Raw genomic sequence first — 2,836 nt, 5'->3', positions numbered from 1 at the left:
AGTGGCGTATGGCCCGCTGCCCCTCATCAAGACAGGGGGCCAGCGCTGCCAATGCCGCCCGGCGCACCAGCGCCACGGCAGGTTGCGGGCCGTCACAGCTTATGGCATAAGCTGCACCGGCAGCAGGCGCATCTTGAAGTGCAGCAAGCAAACACCGGCACGCATCCGGCGGCAGCGCTGGCACATCGCACGGCGCAACCAGCACATAATCCACCGCATCAGGAAGTACCGCCGCCACGCTGGTCATACCCGCCAGCGGGCCTTGGCCGGCAAAGCGTGGCAGATCGCAGACCACCTGCCCCCATTGTGCGTAGGCATCCAGCGAGCGGTTGGCGCTGATATACAGCACATCCACTTGCAAGCGCAGGCAGCGGGCCACATGCATGGCCAGCGGTTTTCCAGCCAGCAAGACCTGCCCCTTGTCCACGCCCCCCATGCGCTGGCCCTGGCCACCGGCCAGCAAAAGACCGGCGATCAAGCCTGCGCCTCCCAGCGCCCGGCGGCGGCATCGTCGGAAGCCTTGGCTTCGACCCAGTGGCTGCTGCCATCAATGAATTCTTCGCGCTTCCAGAACGGGGCGCGGGTTTTCAGGTAGTCCATCAAGAATTCGGCCGCCGCAAAAGCCGCAGCCCGGTGGCCACTGGCCACCAGCACCAGCACAATACCCTCACCCACCGTCAGCCGGCCCACGCGGTGAATGATACGGCAGGCCGTCAATGGCCAGCGCAGTGCCGCCTCATGGGCGATGCGGGCGATTTCGTCTTCGGTTACGCCCGGATAGTGCTCAAGATGCAGCGCAGCCAGCGGCAACTCGCCATCCTGACCGCGCACCCTGCCCTGAAAGCCGACCAGCGCACCGGCATCCCCCGCTTCGGCCAATAGCCGCTCTTCCTCATAGGCGCTGACAAACGCCGCTTTGCGTACCGTAATATCCAGCCACATATCAGCCTCCGGTCACCGGTGGCAAGATGCCGACCTCGGCGCCATCGGCGATCTCGGCCACCCCGCGCTTGATTTCCCTGTCCACCACCACGCGGAATACCTTGTCCGGCGCTAAGGCCGCCGCCCAGTCGTCTCCGCGCGCACGCAACAGGCTGAGCAAATCCTCGCTAGTGCCGCCGGCCCAGTCCAGGCTTTCCTCATCCCGCCCCAGCGCTTCGCGTAAAAACCCGAAATACAGAATCCTGATCATGCTTGCTTACCTTGTTGTTGCCACCAGGTGGCGATAAACGCAGCCACCTGATCGGCCTGATTGATGTCGAGCACGGTACATGGCGCAATCAGCGCCACATCGCTGACGATGGCGATCACGCGCGGATCTGTCTCGTATAGCGCCGGCTTGCCCAGGGCCGGGCGGTAAACCTCGATCTTGGCCACCTCCGCCCACTTCTGCCCTTCAAGCAAAACCAGATCACACGGCGCAAGCAAAGCCAGCTGCGCATCCAGACTTAGTTGCACGGGCGTATCGGCAAAAACGGCATAGCCTTGTGCCGTCACCATCATCACTTGCGATGCGCCGGCCTGACGGTGACGGTAGCTATCCTTACCCGGCACATCCAGCTCGATAGCGTGGTGACTGTGTTTGATCACCGATACGCGCAGGCCACGTTCGGCTAATAACGGCAGGATGGCCGTGATCAGCGTCGTCTTGCCGCAACCTGAAAAGCCGGCCACTCCGAGGACAATTGCCATGCGGTTTCCTTCTGATGCCGGTTAGAATACGGCACATTGCCATCCGATAAAAAGCGCCAACCATGTCAGCACTTACCCATTTCGACGCCGCCGGCCAAGCCCATATGGTCGATGTCGGCGCCAAGAACGAAACCCGTCGCGTAGCCGTTGCGACCGGCCATATCACCATGCTGGCAGACACTTTTGCCCAGTTGCTCTCCGGCAATAATAAAAAAGGCGACGTTATCGGCATCGCCCGCATCGCCGCCATTCAGGGCGCCAAACGCTGCGCCGACCTGATCCCGCTGTGCCACCCGATTGCCCTGACCCGCGTGGCAGTCGAATTCAGCCCAGAGGCCGAACTTAACCGCCTGCATATCCGGGTCACGGCCGAAACCGTCGGCCGCACCGGTGTGGAAATGGAAGCATTAAGCGCCGTCAATGCCGGCCTGCTGACGGTTTACGACATGCTCAAGGCCATAGACCGCGGCATGGAAATCGGCGGCGTCCGCCTGCTGGAAAAACAGGGCGGCAAGAGCGGGCACTGGCAAGCGGGTTTCTGATCCATAGTGCCGGCATTGTTTCTGCCGGGCACGGGCCTGACGCCGGGCCCGGCGCCTGTTTATGGCTCTGCTGATTATCGAAACCGGGCGCTACAGCGACTTGCCATGGCGCTAAACAGCGCCACACACGGCACAATCCGGGTCGCGGCTAAAGCGCATCTCGCGCCAGGCGGCATTTAGCGCGTCATAAGTAATCAGACGCCCGACCGGACTAACACCAATACCCATCAGCAGCTTCAATGCTTCCACCGCCTGCTGCGCACCAATCACTCCGACCAGTGGTGAAAAAACACCGAAAGTCGCACAAGCTCCGTCACTGGCGTCACTGCCGCCAAACAGGCAGTGATAGCACGGGCTATTCTCGACACGCGGATCGACTACCAGCAACTGGCCATCAAAGCGTACCGCGGCACCCGACACCAAGGGTGTACGGCTGACAACTGCTGCAGCATTCACCGCCTGACGCGTTGCATAATTGTCCGAACAATCCAGCACCACATCCACCTGTGCCATCCGGTGCGCCAGCGCCGCGCCATCCAGTCGCTGCGGCAAGACCTCTACCGAAACCCCCGAGTTGATCCGGCGCACGGCATCGGCGGCCG

At 62.2% G+C, this 2,836-nt stretch carries 6 protein-coding genes; 1 reads left to right on the top strand and 5 read right to left on the bottom strand.

Features of this window, described 5'->3' with window-relative positions:
* From EGI20_RS17130 to mobB, 4 genes are all read right to left on the bottom strand, one after another.
* On the bottom strand, positions 1-478 hold a 478-nt coding region (locus EGI20_RS17130), incomplete at its 3' end, for an NTP transferase domain-containing protein (RefSeq protein ID WP_498632925.1).
* Positions 475-942, bottom strand: coding sequence for a molybdenum cofactor biosynthesis protein MoaE (locus EGI20_RS17125; protein WP_498632923.1), 468 nt, complete (start codon positions 940-942; stop codon positions 475-477). The genes EGI20_RS17125 and EGI20_RS17130, both read right to left, overlap by 4 nt.
* A gap of 1 nt (position 943) precedes the next feature.
* A complete protein-coding gene (locus EGI20_RS17120) occupies positions 944-1,192 on the bottom strand; it encodes a MoaD/ThiS family protein (RefSeq protein WP_160796374.1) in 249 nt (82 codons plus the stop codon).
* On the bottom strand, positions 1,189-1,692 hold the full coding sequence (gene mobB / locus EGI20_RS17115) for a molybdopterin-guanine dinucleotide biosynthesis protein B (protein WP_498632921.1): 504 nt from the start codon (positions 1,690-1,692) through the stop codon (positions 1,189-1,191). Before mobB ends, EGI20_RS17120 begins: the two co-directional genes overlap by 4 nt.
* 62 nt (positions 1,693-1,754) lie before the next feature.
* On the opposite strand from mobB, the gene moaC reads away from it, so the two are divergent.
* Entirely contained in the window at positions 1,755-2,234 is a 480-nt protein-coding gene (moaC, locus tag EGI20_RS17110) for a cyclic pyranopterin monophosphate synthase MoaC (protein WP_498632919.1), read from the top strand.
* Between the two features lie 111 nt (positions 2,235-2,345).
* Here moaC and EGI20_RS17105 read toward each other — a convergent pair.
* Positions 2,346-2,836 (bottom strand): HesA/MoeB/ThiF family protein (locus tag EGI20_RS17105; protein WP_498632918.1); only part of this gene is annotated, 491 nt, incomplete at its 5' end.

The sequence above is a fragment of the Aquitalea sp. S1-19 genome (genome assembly GCF_024343515.1).
Note: the sequence above shows the minus strand (reverse complement) of the source record. Positions and strands in the feature narration are given on the sequence as shown.

Excerpts from the sequence above, each read along its gene's own strand:
- mobB (WP_498632921.1), bottom strand. The coding sequence starts at position 1,692 with ATGGCAATTGTCCTCGGAGTGGCCGGCTTTTCAGGTTGCGGCAAGACG.
- moaC (WP_498632919.1), top strand. The coding sequence starts at position 1,755 with ATGTCAGCACTTACCCATTTCGACGCCGCCGGCCAAGCCCATATGGTC.
- EGI20_RS17120 (WP_160796374.1), bottom strand. The coding sequence starts at position 1,192 with ATGATCAGGATTCTGTATTTCGGGTTTTTACGCGAAGCGCTGGGGCGG.
- EGI20_RS17125 (WP_498632923.1), bottom strand. The coding sequence starts at position 942 with ATGTGGCTGGATATTACGGTACGCAAAGCGGCGTTTGTCAGCGCCTAT.